Genomic DNA, 20,657 nt, shown 5'->3' with positions numbered 1-20,657 from the left:
ATCGACAGCCGGGCTATCGCTGAAAAGGAGACGCTGCGTGTTCGACAATATCCGCGAGGACTGGCGTACGTATGATCGCCAGTGGAACCGGCAGGGGCTCTGGATCATGGTCGTCTACCGTTTCGGCAACTGGCGCTATCGAATCTCTCAGCGCTGGCTTCGCCTGCCATTCTCGATCGTTTATAAATTCCTCAAACTTGCTATGGACATCATGACTGGCATAGACATGCCATGTGAAGTCAGGCTGGGCAGGCGCTTTCGAATCGATCATTTCGGCGGAATCGTCATCAGCGGCGATGCGGTTTTTGGCGACGACTGCGTCATCCGCAACGGAGTGACGGTCGGCCTGCGCCATACCGGCCAGCGCGGAGCCCCAATCATCGGCGACCGCGTCGACATTGGCGCAGGAGCTAAAGTTCTGGGCAATATCCGGATTGGCAACGATGTAGCCATCGGAGCCAACGCCGTTGTCATCACCGATGTTCCTGCCAACTGCATTGCCGTGGGCGTGCCGGCCAAAATTCGCCCTAGAAAGCCCGCGCCGGTTCAGCCACACGACGGCGATACGAACACTTCATCTTCCTCCTCACCCGCTACCTCACCCGCCACTTCAGCGGCAGGGGCGGCAGGATTGATATAGCGCATGCGACTCTTTGAAATTCTGAGTTGCCTCTTCGTACTTCCTCCCATCGTGTTGTTGTTTTTTGCCGCCCCATCGCGGCGTACGTTCCTGCTCTGCTGCCTCGTGCCTGCCGTAGCGTTGACTGCGCACTTCGTCTGGGAAGGGCAGCACTGGCAGATGTACTCGCTTTATCTTGCCTTTGGATTCCTGCTTGTCTGGGCCGCGGCACTGCTTCGTCTGCCGAGATTTGCCTCCATACTTGCAGGAGTTCTCTGCATTCTGCTGGTTGGCGCAACGGTGTTTTTGTCGTGGCTGGCTCCCATGTTCCAGTTACCTCAGCCAACCGGACAATACGCCGTCGGCACCCGTATCTTCCATCTGGTCGATACCAGCCGCGTCGAGGATAATGGCCCGTCGCCCAGCGGTAAACGCGAACTGATGGTGCAGGCCTGGTATCCGGCACAGCCGCCGACCGGCTTTATCACACGGCATACTCAGCGGGCTTTTTACCAACGCCGTAAGGAAGTCACAGCGCGCGCATCCTACCGTTCGGTTCTCCTCACCAACTCGTTTTTGGACGCCGCAGTACACTCCGGTGCGCCCTATCCGGTCCTGCTCTACAATCCCGGCTGGCAGGGCGAACGAACCGAAAGTACCTTCCAGATGGAAGAACTGGCTAGTCACGGCTTCATCGTCGTGGCCATCGACCATACGTTTTTCGGAGGGCTGGTTGAGTTTCCCGATGGGCGCGTGGCCGACTCAGGCAATGCACCGGAGATTGGCAGCTTCCTGCACTCCACCATCGAGGAGCAATGGGCGCTCGGCGGTAAATACGTCAAGATAGAGGCCCAGGACAACATCTTTGTCCTCGACCAGTTGCAGGCTATGAACCAGGATGTATCGAGCCCGTGGTTTCATCGGCTGGATCTCTCGCGAGTCGGCGTGATGGGCTTTTCCATTGGTGGAGCGGCCGCGGCGCAAACTGCTTATCAGGATCCTCGCGTCAAGGCCGCGATCAATCTCGATGGCTGGACCTTTGGCGATGTCGGACCGCATGGATTATCCAAGCCTTTCATGGTGATCTATGAGGACAAAAGCCAGACGGTACCTGCGCCCGATCAACTCACCACCGGCTCCAGACCGGAACAACTCTACTGGCAGATGTCCGCCCAGGATTACGGCCAGGTCACTAGGTCAATGCAGGAGAATGGTGGCTATCTGCTCTTTATCGCGGGAACAAATCATGTGGACTTCACCGACCGATCGCTCTTCTGGTCGTGGGCCAAAATGTCCGGCAGAGGTAGTGTCGCTCCGCCTCGCGTACATGCAATACTCAACGCCTACACCCTGGCATTCTTCTCGCATGTTCTTGATGGAACGGAACAACCGTTGCTGGTGGGCAAATCAGACCCGTTCAGTGAAGTGGAATTTCATCGCTTTCCGCGGCCGACTCTGATTTCGACTCCGACGCCGAAGTGACGAACGGGTTATGCCCATATGCGATCCCTGTGGCTAATACTTGTTCGGTTCCGATTTCTGCAATTCCTGCTGAAGATGCCAGGCAAGGCTTGTTACATGCGGCTTCTTGAACATGGAGACGTGATCTCCCGGAACGAAGGTCACCTGCACTCCATCGGAAGCAATCGTGCTCCAGCCCAGGGTCTCATCCATGCCGGGATATTTCGGAACATCCGCAGCTCGGAAGAGATTCAACCTTCCCGGATAAGTACGTAACGATGCGTCATTGAGGCTATCCAATGTCGAATACACATTGTTATACGCTGCCACAGAAAGGGAAATACCGAACTTTCGATGCAGCCATAGCATGATGCGCTGATTGGCCGTGTAGAAGGATTCAATAGCGGTATCCCAGTTACGGCCCAGTGCCTCATAAAGATACGTCCAGCGCTTTCGCCAGGGGATGCGCCGAATTCGCCCGGAGTGATACAAGATCTTCTTTCCTGCTCGCGCAAAGAAAATACGAATGCTCTTGGGAGGAGCGTATCCGGGGCGATCCGCGTCAAAAAGTGCGACAAGCCCCACCCGGTGCCCAGCCTCGTGAAGTTGACGGGCAATCTCGACCGTGAGCGTGCCAGCGGCACACCAGCCAGCCAGATAAAAAGGGCCATCGGAATACACCTGCAGAATCTCGCTGGCGTATTTACGCGCGCGCTCATCGACACTTTGCGGCTCGCGCTCATCGCCCATTTCTCTTACTCCGTAGATGGGGCGATCCGGCTCAATAATCTCCAGCATTGCGTCGTAAAGCAGGTAGGACTGAATCAGAAAAATCGGCGCTGACTCTCCATGTGGGCGAATCGGAACAATCACCGGGGGAGAAATCCCAGTCTCAATTACATGGGCCAGGTCCCGCACCGTTGGGGCATCGAACAGCAACGAAATAGGGAGTCTGACCTGAAGCTCGCGATCGATGCGGGAGAACAGACGCACTGTCAGGAGCGAGTAGCCTCCATAGCGGAAGAAGCTGTCCGTGACCCCGATCGAATTATTGCGCAACACTTCGCGAAAAATTCTTAACAGATTTGCCTCGATCGCACTCGCAGCTTCTGTGGATTCAGGCTTGTTGACGGTTAATGGGCCGAGTACAGATTCCGGCACAGGAAGCGCCCGGCGATCGATCTTGCCGCTCGTCGATAGTGGAAACTGCTCCATCGAGACGAAGACGGAAGGCAGCATGTATTCGGGCAGAGTTTGCGCGGCATACTGGCGCAAAGCCTCAGCATCCACGGATGAACCGGCGGAGATGAGATACGCGGCCAGCCGTGGCTCGCCAGGAATGTCCTCCCGCAGAATCACCACCGCATCGCTGATAGAAGGATGCGACCGCAGTACCGATTCAATCTCTCCCAACTCGATGCGAAATCCGCGCAGCTTCACCTGATGATCGAGTCTTCCAAAAAACTCAAACCTGTCGCCTGAAACCAGCCTGACCAGATCTCCAGTACAGAACAAAAGCCCGTCAGTATCAGCCCCAAACACGTCCGGCACAAAACGCTGCGCGGTTAGTTCGGGGCGGGCTACGTATCCTGGGCTTACCCCCACCCCCCCTATGTATAATTCGCCGGGAATTCCTGGAGGCACCGGATGCCCAGCCGTGTCCATCACGTAAAAACTTGTATTGGGCATCGGCGGTCCAACGGGCACGATTCCTGTTTCAGGCTGAATGCGTATTACTGCTGAATAGATCGTTGTTTCCGTCGGGCCATAGCAGTTCCAAAGTTCGCCGCCGAGTCGAATGAGGTCGTTGGCCAGCTCTCGGGGCAGGGCCTCGCCTCCTGCGATCATCTTCAGGTGGCGTACGCCGTCCCAGCCGGATGCAACCATCATGCGCCAGGTCGCAGGCGTGGCCTGCATCAATGTGATTCGATGCTCCAGCAATAACTGCGCAAGCCGGTACGGATCCACTGCGTCCTGCCGACTGGCGAGTACGAGTTGCCCCCCGGTGCAGAGTGGAAGGAACATATCCATCGTGGCGATATCAAAGGAGATTGGCGCGACAGCAAGCGTCCGGTCCGTCTCGCTGATACCCGGTTCGCGGCCCATGGAGCAGAGGAGATTCAGCAGCGCGCGGTGCGTGATTCGCACTCCCTTGGGTTTGCCCGTCGTTCCCGAGGTGTAAATCGTGTAAGCCAGATCCAGCGGTTGCATCGCAAGCGGAAGCTCCGGCAGCGCAACAGAGCCAGAGGAATCGGGCGTTAAAGCATCCACTCGGATCAGCGGAAAACCCCACGGAAAGCTCTCGCCGTCAACCGATTTGGTGAGCGTGCTGGCAACCGTGCTGTCCGTGAGAATTGCGACCGGCTCGCATTCCTCCAGGATTCCACGCAGACGTTGGGCAGGATTTTTCGGATCGAGCGGCACGTAGAAGGAGCCGGATTTCAGTACCGCGAGCAGCGCCATTGGCAGATCGACCGTCCGCTCCATGCACACAGCAATTGCGCGGTTGGCACCCGCACCAGCCAGAATGAGTTGCCGTGCCAACGCCGTGCTGCGTTGATCCAATTCCCGGTAGGTGTATCGGGCGTTGCCCGCAATGACAGCAATCTCTTCCGATCTTCGCCGGGCCTGAACCGCAAACAGCGCAGGAACTGAGGGTTCAACAGAAAACTCAGTCCCGGTCTGATTCATTGCTTCATAAAAGCGCCGAGCGGCAGAGTCCTCCCACAGCGGCAACTGGTCGACGCGCGTCTCGGGATTTTTGCCGCCCGCATGTAGAAGCACCAGCAAATATCCCAGCCATGCACGGAGCGTATTGTCACTCCATAATCCGACGGGGCTAGCTAACTCGATCTGCGCCTTGCCTTCCGAACCGTTTGACACAACAAGCCGTAAGCCACATGGAGGCTCTTGCGACCGACTCGCCAGGCCAGTAAGAAACTCAAAATGAACTGTTTCTGTTCCAGGTTGAAAATCCGTATCCCGTTTTCGCGACAGGCCCTGTTGCGTGATCTGGCGGAATGAAGACTCTCCCTCGACATTGAAGATCGCCGACTCGTTCGTACCCAAGGCAACAGGAATTAAATCCTGATGCGTCAGCCGGGCCAGGAGACTGGCAAAGCCGGAAAGGAAGAGGCACTCCGATGGGATTTGCAGGCGGCAGGCAGCGTCGGTCAAGGCCTGCATGTCGGTGCTCGACACATCTAAAGTGGCTCGCGTTCCCGTGGATGGAACAGAAGGCGAGGCCTGACCATCTGCCGGAATAAACCGGGTCAGTGGAGCGTCAGCGGTTCGCCTTTGAGGGGTCAATAGCAATAGCTTAGTATCCTCAGATTCTTGGGTGCCGTCCTATCGTTGTCCTATTGTTGCGAAACCGGGTTGCCTGACATTGCCTAAGCAGGGTGAGCCATAATTCATGGCCGGTTACTTCCAACAATTGCGCCATCTAACATGAGATGCACAAAAACATGCTCAAAGATGGTATCTGGACTAAGGCGATTCCTAAGAGAGATTCTGGCGCTTCAGCGCACAGAATTTTTGCTCCTAGTCGGATCACCATAGTATTTCTCAAGCTGATGGGATTGTAACCCCAAAAAAACTGAATGGGGGTTGCATAACTGCATCAACTTTTCTGCAAAATCCAAATTTGTAGTTGAGCACGGAACCACATGCTCTGCCTGATTTAACGGGGCCAGGACGGAAAGGGAAGAGCAAGCCCGAAAGCATGGCGAATGGCGAGACCGGCGACCAATGTTGCCAGGAAGAAGAGAGTCATAAGCCCATCCTGGCGTAGTACACCCAATCCCTGGCGGTACGATGCGTACACATTCACGAAGTAAACCGGAAGATCGCTGACGGCCACTGCAACTACTGCACCAATCATTCCCAGGCCAAGATAGCTATAGCCGAGCGGCAAAAGCACGAACAAAGCTATGCAATAGAACAGGTTGCCTAGCGCGTTGTAATGCGCCTTTTGCAAAGACATGATGGCTGGCGTAATGGTGTTGTACAACAGTGTGTGCCACAGTCCAATCGCGAAAATACCAATCATCCAGGCCGCATCGTGATAGCGCTTGTCATACACGTGCTGAATGAAGATGTCGCCTGTGCAGATCGTGATTGTCAGCATCACAGCGCCTACCGCCAGCACCATCGCACGATACTTCACCAGAACGCGGCGAAACTCCGGACGAGGATGGTGGGAGAACTTGGCGATGAATGGAAATCCAACCTTGGCTGAGAACATCTGGATGATCTGACGTGGCAGGTCGGAGAGGGAAAAAGCAATGCCGTAAATTCCCAGCTCCTGCAACGTCGTCAACTTGCCCAGGATCATCTTGTCCGACTGCGACGCCATGAAGGTCAGCGCCGTACCAATCAGAATCCAGCGGCCAAAGTTCATCAGCGAATGCAGTGAATCTTTATCCAGTACAAACCTCGGCCGAATACCCTTGCCGAGGATCTTGTAACTCATCGCCAGGCGCAGGGTTTCCGAGACGATGCGGCCGACGAGTAAAGCCCAGATGCTGGCATGATGCATCGCCCATGCCAAGGCAATGAGAAAAGACAGAAGCTGCGGAGCAAGCTCCAGCACGGACATCTTGGCCACGTCCATGTTGCGCGAAAGCTGCAACTGTGCGGGAGAGCCAAAGCCTGTGATAACGCAACTTAATCCAAGAATGGGTAGTAGCCAAAGCATGCGCGGTTCGTTATAGAAATGCGCTACAGGCCACGCCAGCACGATCGTAAGCAGCCAGAGCCCTAGTCCGCGCAGCACTTGTACTGTCCAGGCCGTGTTGACAAAAACTTCGTCATCGCCGCGTGGGTTCTGAATGATGCTGTCTTCCAGCCCGAGGTGTGAAAAGAGATTGAGCCCAATGATGACGGTGGTCGTGAGCGTAATGAGCCCGAATAGTTCCGGCGCAAAAAGATGCGTCAGAACCACGCTGCTCAACATGCGGAGGCCTAATGCAAATCCGTAATAGATAACGATGAAGTAAGTGCCCTTGAGCGCGCGGGACTCAAGCGAGCGATGGTGTACTGCTTCCTGGTCGTCTGTCGTTAACTCGTCGATTTGAGTATCAAGCGTCATTGCTTCAATTCACCTGGAGCGGTCAAGAGGGTGTTTCCCCCAAACATCAGCAAAGCTCGTGGCCTGGCTGTTTAAAGTTGCTCAGCAGCAGTTATTCAAAAGAGATACGCAAGCGCTGAAACGCAGATCGAACAAGTTCCTGAATTAGCAAGCATGGAAGCGAACTTACCCAAGTATATCCTGCGTTTTCTTCAGCAAGACCTATGCTGCCCCGGAAGTTGTATCGTGAATTTTCCAATTAGAAACGAAGTCGGTGGTCGTAGCATTTGCATCCTGGCGGCAAGCCTTGTTAGCGTCAGGATCGATGGGCGTTTGAGACCGGTGGGGTAAGTTCGAATTTGCTGCCGGCGTGAGACGCAAATCGAATACAAAACATACTTTCGATGTAGAAAAAATGACACTTTAGTTATCGAAGAAGACTACCGTTGAAACTAAGAATGTATTAGCGTTTGAGTTGAAGTAATTCACGGCAGAAATTGATTGTTCCCGATAGGGGCCTGCTGTACAGTACTCGTATCCCGATACCCAGGGAGGATTTATGCACGCTACAGCCGTTGTCGATGCACCTGCGAAAACGCCCGCGCTCTCCTCGATCTTTGATGCCAGCAATCCTGGCTTCCATAATGATTTTGACGAGAAGCCATTCGAGTTCAATCACTGCTTCACGTCGGATCACCCGATGTTCAAGCTGCCGCGGATACGCAAGATTCTCGAGAATCCTACGCTGCGCCCGCATGCTTACTACGATCACGGTGCGATTGCCATCGACCAGCGCTGGGAGACGATCCCGGAGAGAAAGCTAACTGCCGACGAGGTCTTCGATCGTATCGAGATCGCCAGCGGCTGGATGATGATGCGCCATCTCGAAAAGGATCCGGAGTACAACGAACTCCTGGAGCAATGCCTGAAAGAGGTGCAGCACTTGACTGGTCGCAGCATCGATCAGGATAAGAAGAGCCAGGAAGCAATTATCTTCTTTGCCTCGCCCAATCGTGTCACTTCTTATCACATCGATCGCGAGTGCAACTTCCTTATGCAGGTAGCGGGCAACAAGGAAATGAACATCTTCGATCGCAACGATCGTGACGTTACGCCGGAATCAGAGCTGGAGAAGTTCTGGGCTAAGGGTACGGATGCTGGGATCTACAAGCCCCAGTTTCAGGATCATGCGTATGTTTATGAGATGCGTCCCGGAACCGGAGTTCACATTCCGGTCAACTCTCCGCACTGGTTGAAGACTCGCAACAATGTCTCCATCTCTTTCAGCATCAGCTATCAGTACAAAGACACGCGCCGGAAATATGTCTACCAGGCGAACTACTATCTTCGCCGCATGGGTATTGAACCTACGCCTCCTGGAAAATCAGGGCTGCTGGATAACACCAAGCGGATCGCCGTAGCCACTGGATTTGCAGGGAAAAATCTGATCCAGAAACTCAAGAGAAAATAGAAGCATCTACTTTTTTGCCCCGATCACCAGGACCGTATGAAGGTCTCGGTATCGGGGCTTTCTCTTTTTAGAACCTTACTTCTTCCTGATGGCTGACCGTGCGGAAGGAGTGATAAATACGAGACAGCAGTTGGCGTTCGGGCCATGATTTGCGCAGGAGTTCGCGATGAAGCTCAGGCTCACCGACCGGCACATCGTGATATCCCTGGCGTAAAAATTCGCTCTTGGGATTCCACGTAATTGCTTGCGGGAAGAATGCAATGGTTTCATCCTGGATGAAATCCTCGGCAGGCGGACGCGGTTGATCTTTGAGTTTCGCAGCGAGCATCCCCACCAGATCGCCCTGTATTGGAAGCCTGAGATGACCGAGCTGCGTGCTTCTTGGATTCAATTCGATCAGATATGCTGCGCCAGTCGATTGTTCGAGGATAAAGTCCAGGCCGTGAAATCCACTGAGGCTGAAATGTCGGGCCAGTAGACGGGCAGCATTTTCAATCTCGGAATTCTCGATCAGCCGGACAACGGTCGCTGCGCCAGTTTTCCCCTGCGCTGTCAGAACTTCAACTGTAACGAGTCCCAGCACTTCGCCTTTCCAGCATGCGAACATCGTGTTCGCGGGACGACCGGGAATGAATTCCTGAATCGTTACGCGCGGAATCTCGCGTCTTCGCCATGACCACAGCGCGAGTGGATCGTGATTGATCAGCCAGCGTTTCCAGGCCACGCTGGCTCCCATAGGCTGCGAGAGCTTATGAAACGCAGCGATAGCCTCTGCCTGCGTGGTCGCGATTGCAACACCCGAACCGCCCCATGTCCCATCCAGTTTGAGAACTCCGGGATTGTCGATGCACCACTGCATCAGATCTGCGTCCGATGTTATCGTCTGCGTTTCAGGTACGCGAATGCCCAGTGCTACGGCGGTTTCCAGCGTAGCAGCACGGCTGCGAATGGCAGGGAAAGCGTTGGGCGATCCAAGGGACCGTTCGATTAAAGATCGTAGTTCCGGATTTCTGGCGTGCAATTCATGAAGCTGCCAGACGACTCCATCGTCGCATGGCACGATCAAATCCGGCTGTGCGTCAACGATGGCCTTTTTAAGTGATCCAACTGAGTCCAAGCCTTGATACAGATAGAGCGGGTCGACTCCATGCACAAACCGCAACGGATGCCCAGGAGGGCATACTGCCGACACTCTGCATCCATGACGCAGAAAGGCTATCGCAAGCCGGGCAGATAAAGGCCACCACATTGTTGCGGACAGCAATACTTTCGGCTGTGTCTCTTCTTTCAGATTCCCGTCATCCATTTCGAGAAATTGTCACAGCGCATGAATCATAGTAAACATGCTACTCCGTTCTAAAGATACCTTTGCAATGGCCTGCTTGTGTTATTTGATTCGAACACGCAAGTAGATACACTTACCATGAAGACCAGATCTGACTCCAGGAGTGCGTAATGACTTCCCCTATTACTGATATCGCCATTATCGGCGCGGGTCCATACGGATTGTCAGTTGCTGCGCATCTGCGCAAGTCACCGCTGACGTTTCGGATATTTGGAACGCCAATGCAAAGCTGGCAGCAGCTAATGCCCAAAGGCATGCTGCTGAAATCGGATGGCTTCGCCTCCAGTCTTTACGATCCCGATTCTGAATTTACTCTTGCCCATTATTGCGCGGAACAGAACCTGCCTTACGCCGACGTAGGAATTCCCGTCCCATGCGAAACTTTCATCGCCTATGGATTGGAGTTTCAGAAGCGCCTGGTTCCTACTCTGGAGCAAACCAATATCGGTTCAGTGAAACGCATCGATGGTGGTTTTGAACTGCAAACTACAGATGGACAAACGGTGCGCGCACGAAAGGTCATTGTCGCTGCGGGTATTACGCATTTCAGGTATCTGCCTCCTTTTCTGACCGACCTGCCACGGGAATACGTCTCACATAGCGCGCAGCATCATGACCTCTCAATCTTTGCCGGGCAAAGGGTTGCTGTAATTGGAGCCGGCGCATCTGCTGTTGACATAGCGGCGCTTCTCAACGAAGCAGGAGCCAAGGTCGAACTGGTGGCCAGGCGCAAGCAGATTGCGTTTCATGCGCCGTCGCAGGAGCCTCGTCCGCTGTTGCAGCGAATCAAGAATCCTCGCTCGGGATTAGGACTGGGATGGCGATCGAGGTTATGCACCGATGCTCCACTGCTCTTTCACGCCATGCCGAGGAAGCTGCGAGTTCGCGCAGTGCAACGTCACCTTGGGCCAGCCCCGGGTTGGTTTGTTCGCGATAAGGTCATGGGACGTTTTCCTATGCACCTGGGCTCGCAAATCAAGGGCGCCTCTGTTCAGAATGGCAAGGTTCATCTCGATATCATTGAGCAGGACGGTACTCCAACCGAGCTGATATTTGACCATGTTATCGGTGCAACCGGGTTCCGCGTTTCCATCGAGCGACTTCAATTCCTGGATGATTCCATGCGCAAAGCCATTCGCGCGGTCGATGATACGCCGGTGCTTTCAACAAACTTTGAGAGTTCAGTACCGGGGTTGTATCTGGTCGGAGTAGCCTCTGCCAATAGCTTTGGCCCGCTTACCCGCTTTGCTTATGGAGCAAAGTTTACTGCCAAACATATCGCGAACCATCTCAAGGCTGCGCGCTAAGTATTTCTCCTATCGGTATCTTCTGCGCGGTGTCTGATTGCGTGGCTTTTCATGATGAAGAGCCACGCTTCGCGTGTCCTGCATGTGCATTGCAATCGAGAAAATGCTCTAAGTATTGGATTCATAGTTAAAGAAATCATATCTGGATAAGTAACGGGCATGATAAAAAGGCTCAGGAGCATAGCTCCTGAGCTTTTCTACTTATATTCCAGTTTGTTTATGCTTCGATCTTGACCGAAGCTACGGCATCAGATCCAACGAGATTCGCAAAGGAAGTGCTCTGCTTTGGCTTGCTGGCCATTGCGAAGCGCTCAGTCTCGAACTTGAACTCATCGAAGAGCGGCTCAAGGCACCATGCCGAAAACAGCAGCTTGATACGGGCCGGAACACCGGCCAACGAAAGCGACAATCCAGTTGCCAACAGACGCTGCCGTGCGGCGAGAAGCGCTCCCAATCCCTCTGGGCTTGCGTATTGCAGATCCTGCAAGTGAACCACGAGCAGTTGTCCGCCATCGATGCAGCTGGTTGCAGTGCGCTCCAGCGCGGCTGCAGTTTCAGCTACCAGCCCGCCCTGCAGATGCAGGTGAACGATGCCCGAGTCACCGGTACGGGTTGCCGCTGAAGCACCACGATACTGGCGCTGCAGGAATGAGGCAGCCAAAGCAAACGGAAGCTTTGTTGCAAGTCCGAGAAAGTTCTTCGTGTAGCGAGGCACGAGCCGGGTTGGCTCCTGAACTGCGCGGCCCAGCCACTCAAGACCACAACGCTGCATCCAGACCGGCGCGCGATGTACATCGCCAATGAGCATGTCCATGCTGCCGCCGATGCCAATTGAAACAGGTACACCGAGGCGCTTGGCGTGCATGCGAATCCATTTTTCCTGCTTCGGATTGCCGAATGCAACCAGCAGAATATCGGGCTTGGCAATGCGAATCCGCTCAAGAGTGTCGCCGTGATCCATGCGCTCCAGATCGGCGAGCGGAGGAGCATAATGGCCAACGATATTGACTCCGGGATAACGCTCTTCGAGCACTTTCTTGGCGCGTCCTGCAACGCCTTCGCGACCACCGAGCAGATAGATGCTGTATCCCTTTTTCGCTGAGAGCTCAGCGAGGCGGGGAACCATATCTACACCGGAGACGCGCTCTTTCAGAGGGTTTCCAAGAATACGCGAGATCCATACCAGGGGCATTCCATCTGCTAATACGAGACTGCAGCCTGCAATGATGCGGTGCAAGTGAACGTCGTTGAGCGAGTTGACCCAGAAATCGAGATTCGCGGTGGCAACCTGGTGGGTGCCTCCCGATAGAATCAGGTTCTCAATCTGCTCTACAGCCTCGTCGGCTGTAACGTTCGCTAAAGGCAACCCCATCACTGCTACAGAATTTTGCAATTTGCTGTTCATTTCTGTCCTGCTCTCTGTGTGAAGCTGCTATCCGTAACTGATTTCACATTGCTTGTGTGATCGTTATCTGCAATAGCTCTTCTGCTGCGGACTGCGTCTTGGCCTGTTTCCCGCATTCTCATTGGCCCGGTCTTCATGTGCCGCCGAACCTGATGGATGGTGCGGGTAAAGAGATTTCGTTTCACTCATACTGCCCCGTCTCGTTGGCGTTGGTGCCAATGTGCCTGAGTGCGACTGGGAGTCGTTGTGACTCTTTCAACTTATAAGCTGCAGGCCGCTCAAACAATGGCGAAAAGGTGTGCCATTTAGTCCCGTCGCTATAACATTTAGGTACTCCCCTAAAAGGGGTTAGGTAACTCCCAATGGTTACCACTCTGAGGGGAAAACCATTCCGGTAATCCCGCTCCTCATGGCTCGCGCTTTCGCCTATCGTTGTTGGGCTGGGATCAAAAAGGAGTAAATGAGCCACTGGCGGATACCTCAGGCACTTTGCTCCAATTTGAGTGCAAAAGCAGGGGGCATAAATCTGTCCGTTACCGCCCTGATGTGAGGGTGCCTTTCGGTGGTTACCATCGTCTTCCATTGGGAGCCTGTTAGGAGAATCTGGTAGTGCTCGCAACTGGAGTCTCGTCCCAATACGGTCGATTTGAACGCAATAATTTATGGAAAATATCGAGCTCGTCTGCCTTCGACCGTTTTGGACACGTAGTTTGACGTTCCCCTCGTATACTTGAAAAACATTGTCGACACCTATCCATTCCCCGGCTGATCGCGCCGCCGACTCTGCCCTGCGTATCGGATACCTGCTTAGCCGGTATCCAGCGGTTTCCCATACCTTTTTTCTGAAAGAAGTCCTGGGCGTTCGTGATCGCGGACTGGTCGTTGAGACTGCTTCTATCAATCCCCCTGACCGCCGCATAGAGGATCTGCCCAAAGTAGAAGCAAGGGAAGCTGAAACGACTTTCTACGTCAAAGCGGGCGGAAAACTCTCGCTGGTATGCAAGCTGCTCGCAATTGTGGTGCAGCACCCTGCTGTCGCCCTGCGCGGTTTGCGCGCTGCCTTTCAGCTTGGAGGCTGGGACTTAAAAGGCCGAGCCTTCGCCTTGTTCTACCTGGCCGAGGCCTTGCTGGTGGGCAGGTGGCTCCGGCGCAACTCGCTTGAGCATCTTCATGTACATTTCGGCGGTCCCGTTGCAACTGTGGGCATGCTGACGGCGGCCGCCTGGCAGATTCCCTGGTCGGTAACGCTGCATGGTCCAGATGAGTTTTTCGATCAGGACGCGTTCTATCTTCGCCAGAAAATCGAGTCGGCCGCTTTCGTTATCTGTATCAGCGATTTTTGCCGCAGCCAGGTTCTCCGCGTATCGCCGGCCACGACGGATAGCCGCCTTGAAGTGGTTCGTCTGGGAGTGGACTGCACTACGCTCCAGCCACGGCAACGCACATCTATACCGGCGAGTACATCTATATCGGCAAACGGAGTTCGCATTGTCTGCACGGGGCGCATGGTCGCAGCCAAAGGGCACCGCATACTGCTTGAGGCTGTAGCTGCGATGGTTGCAGCCGGAGCCGAGCTATCTCTGGTGCTCATCGGCGACGGACCTGAGCGCCCGTCTCTCGAAGCGCAATGCAGGCAGCAGGGAATCGCCTCTTACGTCCGTTTTCTGGGAGCGATGGCGCATCAGCCGACGCTTGCAGAGGTTGCGCAGGCGGATATCTTCGTCCTCGCCAGCTTCGCGGAAGGGCTGCCCGTCGCTCTCATGGAAGCAATGGCGCTGGGCGTTCCCTGCGTCAGTACGACAATTGCGGCGATTCCAGAGCTAATCCTGGATGGCCAAAACGGGCTGCTTGCACCTCCGGCTAACCCGTATGCTCTTCGCATTGCGCTGGAACGGCTGGCAAGCGATCCTGATTTACGCCACCGGCTTGGACTGGCAGCGCGAGCGACGGTTGAGGAACAGTACAATCTTTCTCGAAACCTGGACCAGCTTGCAAATACCTGGAGGCGGCGGCTCGCCTGACTCTTTTTGAAGAACACTCGCCAGTTCGGGAAAGGAGCGGGGTTCCAAATAGGAAAATCCGCTTCGATGCAAAACCTGTGACGCAAATCGGGGATATACGCAGGCGCGAAATTTTGTAATCGTTAACTACGGTGATCCTGTGCGGTCATCACCGCGTGAAAAAGAACAACGATATTGGTCCAACCTGGGCCGTATTCCAAGCGTCAGACAGAGTGCCGTCATCGATAATCTTGATTTCTCCAGACGGCTCCGAATTAAGGTCTGAACACGAACAAGGGTCTGAACAAGAAATCCAGTAAGAGAAGTTATCCAGCAAGGAAAGAGCAAATGCCTTCAGGGAAGATGAAATCTGCGTTGGCTGCTCCGCTTGTTCTGTGTTATCGAACATTTGCGCCCATCCTGCGGGTGTGGAGGCGTGTAAACGCTTTTGCGGCTCTGCGAGCCAGGCTGAGTCTTCCTCTCCCTGTCAGCACCGTCGTGCTCGGCAGGACATATATCTACGGCACGGGCCGGGTGCGCTGCGGGCAGGGACTGCTCCTTTATCCGAATCAATATATGGAGACGGAGGGAGACGCGGAGATTGTTCTCGGCGACGGGGTTGTCCTCTCCAGCGGAGTGCACCTGGTGGCCTACGCCGGAATCCGCATCGGTAAGGGCAGTATGATTGGGGAGTACACCAGTATTCGCGATGCTAACCACACACGCGAAGAGGGACAGAACTTGCGCGACTCCAGTCACATGGCCAGACCTATCGAGATCGGCAGTCAGGTATGGATCGGTCGCGGTGTCGCCGTTCTGAGCGGCGTAACCATTGGGGATGGAGCAACCGTCGGAGCTAACGCAGTCGTAACGCGGGACGTTCCAGCAGGGGCGATCGTGGCCGGAGTACCAGCCGTCCCCCTCCAACGCAAGATGCCCACGCCTGCTGTCGCGGAGATTCATTCATGAGCACGCCCGCAACAACGATTGAGCTAATTCAGCCAGATCTTTCCGTCGTGATCATCGGCCGTAATGAGGGCGAACGTCTGGAGCGTTGCATCCTGTCGGCGCAATCCATTGAGGGCTGGTCGGCAAAAGAAATCCTTTATGTAGACTCCGGTTCAACCGACGGCAGCCTGGAGCTGGCGGCAAAGCTTGGCGCTCGCGTTCTGCCTCTGCCGCCCGGCCCCTTTACCGCCGCCCGCGCCCGCAATATGGGCTGGCAAAGTGCTACCGGCAAGCTGATTCTTTTTCTCGACGGCGACACAATTTTGAATGCGGATTTCCCCGTAGCGGCTCTCGCGGAGCTTGAAAAAAACGCCACGAATGCTGCAGCATGGGGCCATCGCCGCGAGTTATGCGAATGCCTGTCCATCTATGTGCGTGTACTCGATCTGGATTGGGTTTATCCTCCAGGGGAAACGCTCTTCTTCGGTGGAGACGTCCTGGTTCGCCGTGCCGCTCTTGAGGCCGTGAATGGCTTCGACGAAACGCTCATCGCCGGGGAAGAACCGGAGATGTGCCGCCGCATGCGCAACCTTGGCTGGCATATTCAACACATCGATGTGCAGATGACTTTGCACGATCTGGCCATCACGCGTTTCTCGCAATACTGGCGCCGTTCGCAGCGCGCGGGCTATGCCTTTGCCTCCGTCTCGTCGCGCTTTCGTGGCACCTCCGACCCGTTCTGGTCAGATGAGGCCCGCCGCAACCGTCAGCGTGGCCTGTTCTGGCTGCTCTCGCCAATCGTCGCACTCATTCTCTCTGCGATTTTGCTGTCGCTCTGGCCGTTCATGCTCTGGATCTTGCTGCTCTTCGCGCTGGCTGTTCGCACTGCGCGGCAGTATCGCTGGAAGCCTGCTTCGTGGACAACGCTCCTGCTCTACGGCTTTCACTCGCATCTGCAGCAAATTCCGATTTTCTTTGGACAGCTCCAATTTTTGATGAATGGGAACAAGGCGCTCATGGAATATAAGGATGTGACGCCTATCCCCGAACATATCGAGACACGCCAGCCATGAATCCTGTGCAGCCTTCGCCTGAGCATTCGCCAGAAGCCAAGAGCATCACCACCATCAGTACGCGTGAAGTCTACAGTAATCCCTGGATGCGTTTGCGCGAGGACCAGATTCTCCGCTCCAACGGCAAGCCCGGCATCTACGGCGTCGTCGATAAAGACGATGCCGCAATCATCCTGCCGCTCGATGTGGGCGCGGATGGGGAGGGCCGTGTGTGGCTGGTGGAGCAATTTCGTTACACCGTCCAGCAGCGCTGCCTTGAGCTTCCGCAGGGCGGATGGGAGATGGGTGAAATCGACCCGGAAGAACTTGCCCGTGGGGAACTGAAAGAAGAGATCGGCATGCATGCCGAATCGATGATTTATCTGGGATGGCTTTGGATTGCCTATGGATTTGCCAATCAAAAGCAACATGTCTTTCTGGCCACGGGTCTGACTCCTACGGAAAAAGAACCCGATCCAGAAGAGCACGACCTCATCGTCCACTCCGTAACTATTGCCGAGTTTGAGCAGATGATGCTTGACGGCACGATCCGCGATAACTGTACCCTGTCAGCCTGGGGACTTTACCTGATCTGGAAGGCTAAAAATCGATGAACTCTTTCTATTCCGACGCATTCGTATTCCTCGGCGCTACCGGCGACCTCGCTTATAAGCAGATATTTCCTGCTCTGCAAGGCCTGATCCGTGACGAAGCCTTTAATCTCCCAATCATCGGCGTTGCCAAGGCAGGCTGGAACCTCGATCAGCTCAAAGCCCGTGCCAAAGACAGTCTCGAAAAACACGGCGGCATCAATCAACCGGCCTTTGAAAAGCTCTTGAGCCTGTTGCGCTATGTCGATGGCGACTACAGCGATGCCAGCACCTTTGAGCAGCTTCGCCAGGAACTTGGTACATCCCAGAGGCCGCTGCACTACCTCGCCATTCCTCCCAGCTTGTTCGCAACCGTCGCGGAACATCTCGCGAACTCCGGCTGCGCAACCAATGCGCGCGTCGTCGTTGAAAAGCCCTTCGGACGCGATCTTGAATCGGCTAAAGAACTGGGCGAAACGCTGCACAAGTTTTTTCCTGAAGAAAACATCTTCCGCATTGACCACTATCTCGGCAAAGAGCCGGTGCAGAATATCGTCTACACCCGCTTCGCCAACCCGATCTTCGATCCCATCTGGAATCGCGATCATGTCCGTAGCATCCAGATCACCATGGCTGAAGACTTCGGTGTCGAAGACCGCGGCAAATTCTACGATGAAGTAGGCGCGCTGCTCGACGTCGTGCAGAACCACATGATGCAGGTTGTCGCCAACCTCACCATGGACCCCCCAACCGGCCAGGATCACGACGCATTGCGCGATCGCAAGAGCGAGCTTCTTCGCGCCATAAAGCCGCTCACTCCCGATGCCGTCGTGCGTGGACAGTATGACGGTTACCGTTCGGTCGTTGGTGTCGCTCCGGGCACATCCGTTGAGACCTTTGTCGCCATCAAACTCGAAATCGATAGCTGGCGCTGGGCCGGTGTGCCCATCTTTGTACGCGCAGGCAAAATGCTGCCTGTCACCTGCACTGAAGCTTTGGTGGAGTTCAAGCGCCCGCCCAAGGAGACTTTCGGCGAACTGGTTTCCAACGGCTCCGCACACATGCGCATTCGTCTCAGCCCGGATATGACGATTGGCCTCGGAGTACGCGTCAAGACTCCCGGCGAGCGTATGGTTGGCCGTGACGTCGAGCTGGAGATGCATCGTCAGAGCACAACCGACATGCCGCCCTACGAGCGCCTGCTGGGGGACGCTATTCGCGGCAACAGCGAACAGTTCGCCCGCCAGGATCTGATCGAAGCCCAGTGGCGCATCGTCGAGCCTATCCTTGGCAACGTCACGCCGTTCTATACCTATGCCCCCGGCACGTGGGGTCCGGTAGAGGCCGATCAACTCATCGGCAACGACGGTCCGTGGGTCAATCCTCAGCTTCACTCGGTCGAATAAAACTCCGCTGTGGACACAATCTAAAGCCCCAGATCCAGCAGAGAAATTCAGTGCTGATCTGGGGCTTGTTTTATGTGCGGCACACCTGCTTTGAATACGTTTACGAATCTCGTCGAAAACCGTTATCCCTGTCATGTATCCTCAAGAAGCATTTTTGAGGAGCTTGCAAAGTCGATGGACGAAAGCCGGAATATCTCTGATCAGAGGCCAGACTCTCAGTTATCATCCACCCCTGTTTCCCGCCGTTCGTTTTTAGGCGCGGCAAGTCTGGGAGTAGCAGGTTTGGGTGCAGCAAGCGCGGCGACTCTGCTCGCAGGCGTTCCTGCAAGCAGAGTCGCGCAGTCGTCATCGACTTCGGCAACCGCGTCAGGAGAAGTCTTCTTTGATCTGCTGCGAACTCCCGACAGCATCACCGCCTATGAGCGACTGAGCGATCCAGTGCCGCTCTCGCGTTCCGGCAGCCAATGGCAGGGCAAGGGTATCGGTGTTGAGAGCAGCGCCGACGCGACGCAACTCGCACTCCGCGTCCATGCACCGAGCATGGCCATCCGCTATATACATGTGCGATGGACGATGAAGGTAGCTGCGATTCCGCATGTCCTCGGCGATCACTGGGAACGCAGCTATGGTGACCTGGGCTGGCGTTCGATCGTCTCGGAACGCGTGATGCCCTGGTACTTTGCCACGTGGGATGGCCGCTCATGCAACACCTACGGAGTCAAGACGGGCGCAGGTTCGCTCTGCTTCTGGCAGCTCGATCCGGACGGCGTATCGCTGTGGCTCAACCTCAGCAACGGCGGTTCCGGCGTCAAGCTGGGCCAGCGTGTACTCGAAGCAGCTACTGTCGTGACCCGTAAAGGCAATCCCGGCGAGGAGCCAACCAGCGCCATCCGCGCCTTCTGCAGGCAGATGTGCTCCCAGCCGTCGCGGCCATCGCAGCCCGTCTACGGCACCAATGATTGGTACTACGCCTATGGCAAAAACACCGCTGAACAGATTTTGAACGACACCGATTTCATCGCCAATCTCTCCGTAAATAATGCGATTCGTCCATTCTCGGTGATCGATATGGGCTGGTCCGTCGGTGCACCGAAATTCCCCAGTATGCCGCAGCTTGCCAATCAGATTCGCGAACGCAGAGCACGTCCGGGCATCTGGATTCGCCCCCTCGAAGCGCCTGCAAATACTGATCGTGGCCTGCTGATCTCCGACCGTCGCTTCGAAAACAGTGCGGACGCATCTCAGTTGGCTTACGACCCTACCGTTCCTGAGGCGCTGGAAAGAGTCCTGGCAAAAGTAAAACAGGTAGTCGACTGGGGATACGAGCTGGTTAAGCACGACTTCTCCACCTACGATCTGCTCGGTCGCTGGGGATCGGGGATGGGCGCAGAACCCACGATCTCCAGCTGGTCTCTGCATGATCAGAGCCGCACCAATGCGGAAATCATTCGCAATTTTTATCAACAGATTCGCGCCACCTGCAAGCCTGAAACTCTCATCCTCGGCTGCAATACCATGGGCCATCTTGGGCAAAGTATCTTCGACATACAGCGTACCGGCGACGACACCAGCGGACGCATTTGGGAGCGCACGCGTCGTATGGGCATCAACACGCTCGCCTTCCGCCTGCCGCAGCACGAAACCTTCTTCGTACAAGACGCGGACTGCGTGGGTATTTCAGCCGACGTTCCATGGGAGCTCAATCGTCAATGGCTTGACCTGCTTGCCCACAGCGGAACCGCAGTTTTAATCTCGCCGGGCGAAGGCTCGCGCATCCCCGAACATGCCGAGGCAATCAAGCGGGCGTTCAAACTTGCTGCAAGTGGTGGAGATGGTGCGCGACCAGCGAGTCCCGTACAAGAATCCACACCGCAAACATGGATCACCGGGCTTGCGGGCCAATCAAAAGAATCGGACCGTAAACTCCACTACGATTGGTATGGAGAAGGCGGCGCATTCCCATTCACTGTCTAGTGGCGGAG

At 55.2% G+C, this 20,657-nt stretch carries 14 protein-coding genes; 10 read left to right on the top strand and 4 right to left on the bottom strand.

Annotated features, from left to right (window positions below):
• Positions 1 to 37: 37 nt before the first annotated feature.
• On the top strand, positions 38 to 640 hold the full coding sequence (locus tag OHL19_RS22425; protein WP_263360076.1) for a serine O-acetyltransferase: 603 nt from the start codon (positions 38 to 40) through the stop codon (positions 638 to 640).
• 3 nt (positions 641 to 643) lie between these two features.
• Complete coding sequence (locus OHL19_RS22420; protein ID WP_263360075.1) at positions 644 to 2,101, top strand: alpha/beta hydrolase family protein; 1,458 nt, start codon at positions 644 to 646, stop codon at positions 2,099 to 2,101.
• Between the two features lie 33 nt (positions 2,102 to 2,134).
• On the opposite strand, the gene OHL19_RS22415 is transcribed toward OHL19_RS22420, so the two are convergent.
• Together OHL19_RS22415 and OHL19_RS22410 are read right to left on the bottom strand one after the other, a co-directional pair.
• Entirely contained in the window at positions 2,135 to 5,395 is a 3,261-nt protein-coding gene (locus OHL19_RS22415) for a non-ribosomal peptide synthetase (protein ID WP_263360074.1), read from the bottom strand.
• Between the two features lie 367 nt (positions 5,396 to 5,762).
• On the bottom strand, positions 5,763 to 7,172 hold the full coding sequence (locus OHL19_RS22410) for an oligosaccharide flippase family protein (RefSeq protein ID WP_263360073.1): 1,410 nt from the start codon (positions 7,170 to 7,172) through the stop codon (positions 5,763 to 5,765).
• 538 nt (positions 7,173 to 7,710) lie between these two features.
• On the opposite strand from OHL19_RS22410, the gene OHL19_RS22405 reads away from it, so the two are divergent.
• A complete protein-coding gene (locus OHL19_RS22405; protein WP_263360072.1) occupies positions 7,711 to 8,622 on the top strand; it encodes a hypothetical protein in 912 nt (303 codons plus the stop codon).
• 67 nt (positions 8,623 to 8,689) lie between these two features.
• On the opposite strand, the gene OHL19_RS22400 is transcribed toward OHL19_RS22405, so the two are convergent.
• Positions 8,690 to 9,814 (bottom strand): ATP-grasp domain-containing protein, encoded by a 1,125-nt coding sequence (locus OHL19_RS22400; RefSeq protein WP_263360071.1) that lies wholly within the window; start codon positions 9,812 to 9,814, stop codon positions 8,690 to 8,692.
• Between the two features lie 263 nt (positions 9,815 to 10,077).
• Here OHL19_RS22400 and OHL19_RS22395 point away from each other — a divergent pair, with 263 nt between their 5' ends.
• Complete coding sequence (locus OHL19_RS22395) at positions 10,078 to 11,274, top strand: NAD(P)-binding domain-containing protein (RefSeq protein ID WP_263360070.1); 1,197 nt, start codon at positions 10,078 to 10,080, stop codon at positions 11,272 to 11,274.
• Between the two features lie 217 nt (positions 11,275 to 11,491).
• Here the strand turns inward: OHL19_RS22395 and OHL19_RS22390 are convergent, their stop codons facing one another.
• The gene (locus OHL19_RS22390) at positions 11,492 to 12,679 is read right to left on the bottom strand and encodes a WecB/TagA/CpsF family glycosyltransferase (RefSeq protein ID WP_263360069.1); all 1,188 of its coding nucleotides are present in this window, start codon (positions 12,677 to 12,679) and stop codon (positions 11,492 to 11,494) included.
• A 740-nt stretch (positions 12,680 to 13,419) separates the two neighbouring features.
• Here OHL19_RS22390 and OHL19_RS22385 point away from each other — a divergent pair.
• From OHL19_RS22385 to OHL19_RS22360, 6 genes are all read left to right on the top strand, one after another.
• Positions 13,420 to 14,700, top strand: a complete 1,281-nt coding sequence (locus OHL19_RS22385; protein WP_263360068.1) for a glycosyltransferase family 4 protein — start codon at positions 13,420 to 13,422, stop codon at positions 14,698 to 14,700.
• 327 nt (positions 14,701 to 15,027) lie between these two features.
• Positions 15,028 to 15,648 carry an acyltransferase gene (locus OHL19_RS22380; RefSeq protein WP_263360067.1) on the top strand — a complete coding sequence of 207 codons (621 nt, stop codon included), beginning with the start codon at positions 15,028 to 15,030 and terminating at the stop codon, positions 15,646 to 15,648.
• Positions 15,645 to 16,700, top strand: a complete 1,056-nt coding sequence (locus tag OHL19_RS22375) for a glycosyltransferase family 2 protein (protein ID WP_263360066.1) — start codon at positions 15,645 to 15,647, stop codon at positions 16,698 to 16,700. The genes OHL19_RS22380 and OHL19_RS22375 overlap by 4 nt, the downstream gene beginning before the upstream one ends.
• Positions 16,697 to 17,293, top strand: a complete 597-nt coding sequence (locus tag OHL19_RS22370) for an NUDIX domain-containing protein (protein ID WP_263360065.1) — start codon at positions 16,697 to 16,699, stop codon at positions 17,291 to 17,293. The genes OHL19_RS22375 and OHL19_RS22370 overlap by 4 nt, the downstream gene beginning before the upstream one ends.
• On the top strand, positions 17,290 to 18,675 hold the full coding sequence (gene zwf, locus OHL19_RS22365) for a glucose-6-phosphate dehydrogenase (RefSeq protein WP_263360064.1): 1,386 nt from the start codon (positions 17,290 to 17,292) through the stop codon (positions 18,673 to 18,675). Before OHL19_RS22370 ends, zwf begins: the two co-directional genes overlap by 4 nt.
• Positions 18,676 to 18,849: 174 nt before the next feature.
• Positions 18,850 to 20,649 (top strand): alpha-amylase family protein, encoded by a 1,800-nt coding sequence (locus OHL19_RS22360; RefSeq protein ID WP_263360063.1) that lies wholly within the window; start codon positions 18,850 to 18,852, stop codon positions 20,647 to 20,649.
• The last annotated feature ends 8 nt before the right edge of the window (positions 20,650 to 20,657 follow it).

It is taken from the genome of Acidicapsa ligni, assembly GCF_025685655.1.
GTDB classification, from domain to species: Bacteria; Acidobacteriota; Terriglobia; order Terriglobales; family Acidobacteriaceae; genus Acidicapsa; species Acidicapsa ligni.
The sequence above is the reverse complement of the archived record's forward strand: the minus strand, read 5'-3'. Positions and strand labels throughout refer to the sequence as shown.